The following is a 2,860-nucleotide window of genomic DNA, read 5'->3' as shown; positions in this document are numbered from 1 at the left end:
GAGACGCGCATCGTCTGCGCCGTCGATCTGGACGCCGCCGCGCCCGTGGCCATCGAGACCGGCGTCGGCTTCTTCGACCACATGATCGAGCAGGTGGCGGCCCACGGCGGCTTCTCGATCCGCCTGTCGTGCGCGGGCGACCTGCACATCGACCCGCACCACACCATCGAGGATTCCGCCATCGCCCTGGGCCAGGCCCTGAAACAGGCGCTGGGCGAGCGACGCGGCATCGGCCGCTACGGCTTCGTCCTGCCCATGGACGAGGCCGAGGCCAAGGTCTCCATCGACCTCTCGGGCCGTCCCTACAGCGTGTTCGAGGGCGCGTTCGCCACCCCCTTTATCGGTGAATATCGCACCGACCTCACCGAGCACGTGTTCCGCTCGCTGGCCGAACACCTGGGGGCGGCGATCCATGTCTCGGTGACGGGCGAGGACGACCACCACATGACCGAGGCCTGTTTCAAGGCTCTGGGCCGCGCCCTGCGGCAGGCCATCCGCGTGGAGGGCGATGCGGTGCCGTCCACCAAGGGGGTGCTGTGACCGTCGCCATCATCGCCTATGGCGCGGGCAACACGGCCTCGGTCCAGTTCGCGCTGGAACGGCTGGGCGCCGACGCGCGCGTCACCTCGGACCCGGCCGAGATCGCCGGGGCCGAGCGGGTGATCCTGCCCGGCGTGGGCGCCGCCGCCTACGCCATGGGCCGGCTGGACGCCCTGGGGCTGACGCCGGTCATCCGCGCCTATGAGCGCCCTTTGCTGGGCGTGTGTCTGGGCCAGCAGCTACTGTTCGAACGCAGCGACGAGGGCGCCGGCGCCGATCTGCTGGGTTTCATCCCCGGCGTTGTCGCCCGGCTCGACCCCGGCCCGTCCCTGCCCGTGCCGCACATGGGCTGGAGCGCCCTGTCCATCGATCAGGATGACCCGCTGCTGGACGGCGTGGCGCCCGGCGACCATGCCTATTTCGTCCATTCCTTCCTGTGTCCCGATGGCGAAGCGACCCTGGCCCGCGCCGACTACGGCGGGCCGGTCCCGGCCGTGGTGCGGGCGGGCAATCGCTGGGGCTGCCAGTTCCACCCTGAACGCTCCGCTGCCCCCGGCGCCCGCATCCTGAAGAATTTCCTGGAGCTCCCCGCGTGATCCTGTACCCCGCCATCGACCTGAAGGACGGCGTCTGCGTGCGGCTGATGCACGGCCGTTTCGACGCGGTCACCCGCTATGACGAGGTGCCCGCCGCGCGGCTGGTGTCGTTCGTGGGCGAGGGCGCGGCGTGGGTGCACGTGGTCGATCTGGACGGCGCCGAGGCCGGCGCCGCGCGCCAGCATGCCCTGATCGGAGAGCTGGCGGGCGCGGTGGACGTTCACATCCAAAGCGGCGGCGGCGTGCGATCCATCGACGACGTGCGGCTGCTGCTGGAGGCCGGGGTCGCCCGGGTGGTGATCGGCAGCCTGGCCGTCACCGCGCCGGAAACCGTGGCCGGCTGGCTGGCCGATTTCGGCCCCGAGCGCATCACCCTGGCCCTCGACGTAAAGCTGGAGGACGGCGTGCCCGTCCCCGCCCTCAAGGGCTGGACCCAGCGTGCAGGGGTGGACCTGTGGGCGGCGCTGTCGGCGTATGCCCCCGGCACGCTGAACCACATCCTCGTCACCGACGTGGGCCGCGACGGCGCCCTGACGGGCCCCAATCTGGAGCTGCTGGCCGAGGTCAAGCAACGCCGCCCCGAGCTGCAGTTGCAGGCCTCCGGCGGGGTCTCCTCGCTGGAGGATCTGGCGGCCCTCAAGGCCATCGGCTGCGACGGCGCCATCATCGGCCGGGCCCTTTACGAAGGCCGCTTCACCCTGTCCGACGCGCTGGAGGCGGTGCGATGACCGCCCGGCGCATCATCCCCTGTCTGGACGTCAAGGACGGCCGGGTGGTCAAGGGCGTGCGCTTCGTCGGACACACCGACATGGGCGACGCCGCCGAACTGGCCGCGCGCTACCGGGACGAGGGCGCCGACGAGCTGGTGTTCTACGACATCACCGCCTCGCCGCAGGGCCGCACGCTGGACTACGGCTGGGTGCGCGACATCGCCCGGCTGCTGGACATTCCGTTCTGCGTGGCCGGCGGCATACGGTCGGTGGATCAGGCTGCCCGCTGCCTCGACAACGGCGCGGACAAGGTTTCCATCAATTCGCCCGCTCTGGAACGCCCCGAACTGATCGGCGAAATGGCCGAGCGGCTGGGCGGCCAGTGCGTGGTGGTGGGCGTGGACAGCCAGTTTCAGGACGGCGACTGGCGCGTGCACAAATATACCGGCGACCCGGACGCCCGGCGCGGCGCCAACCGCCTGACCCTGGACTGGATCATCGAGGCGCAGGCGCTGGGCGCCGGCGAGATCGTGCTGAACTGCATCGATCAGGACGGGGTGCGCAACGGCTATGACGTGGAACAGCTGAAGGCCGCGCGCGCGCGCCTGACCATACCGCTGGTGGCGTCCGGCGGCGCCGGCTCGCCCGACCATTTCCGTCAGGTGTTCGCCGAGGCGGACGTCTCCGGCGCCCTGGCCGCCAGTGTCTTCCACTCCGGCGCCATTCGCATTCCCGACCTGAAGCGGACCCTGGACAGCGACGGCATAGAGGTGCGGCTATGAACCCCGACGAGATCGACTTTGACAAGGGCGGCGGGCTGATCGCGGCGGTGGTGCAGGACGCCGCCACCCTGCAGGTGCTGATGCTGGCCTTCATGGACCGGGCCGCGCTGGACGAGACGCTGTCGAGCGGCGAGGCCACCTTCTTCTCCCGCTCCCGCGGCGGGCGGTGGAGGAAGGGCGAGACGTCCGGCGATCGGCTCAAGGTGGTCTCGGTCACCCCCGACTGCGACGG

General features: G+C 70.9%; 5 protein-coding genes. All 5 read left to right on the top strand.

The genetic code is table 11. From position 1 onward, the window contains the following. Positions 1-540: imidazoleglycerol-phosphate dehydratase HisB (gene hisB, locus C0461_RS14150; protein ID WP_292107923.1), on the top strand; the 540-nt coding region annotated here is incomplete at its 5' end. Next, on the top strand, positions 537-1,136 hold the full coding sequence (gene hisH / locus C0461_RS14145) for an imidazole glycerol phosphate synthase subunit HisH (protein ID WP_292107921.1): 600 nt from the start codon (positions 537-539) through the stop codon (positions 1,134-1,136). The genes hisB and hisH, both read left to right, overlap by 4 nt. Further along, complete coding sequence (gene hisA, locus C0461_RS14140) at positions 1,133-1,864, top strand: 1-(5-phosphoribosyl)-5-[(5-phosphoribosylamino)methylideneamino]imidazole-4-carboxamide isomerase (RefSeq protein WP_292107918.1); 732 nt, start codon at positions 1,133-1,135, stop codon at positions 1,862-1,864. The genes hisH and hisA overlap by 4 nt, the downstream gene beginning before the upstream one ends. After that, the gene (hisF, locus tag C0461_RS14135; RefSeq protein ID WP_292107916.1) at positions 1,861-2,628 is read left to right on the top strand and encodes an imidazole glycerol phosphate synthase subunit HisF; all 768 of its coding nucleotides are present in this window, start codon (positions 1,861-1,863) and stop codon (positions 2,626-2,628) included. The genes hisA and hisF overlap by 4 nt, the downstream gene beginning before the upstream one ends. Then, a partial coding sequence (locus C0461_RS14130; protein ID WP_292107914.1) for a phosphoribosyl-AMP cyclohydrolase occupies positions 2,625-2,860 on the top strand: 236 nt, incomplete at its 3' end. The genes hisF and C0461_RS14130, both read left to right, overlap by 4 nt.

This window comes from Brevundimonas sp. (assembly GCF_013823285.1).
Classification (GTDB): domain Bacteria; phylum Pseudomonadota; class Alphaproteobacteria; order Caulobacterales; family Caulobacteraceae; genus Brevundimonas.
Note: the sequence above shows the minus strand (reverse complement) of the source record. Positions and strands in the feature narration are given on the sequence as shown.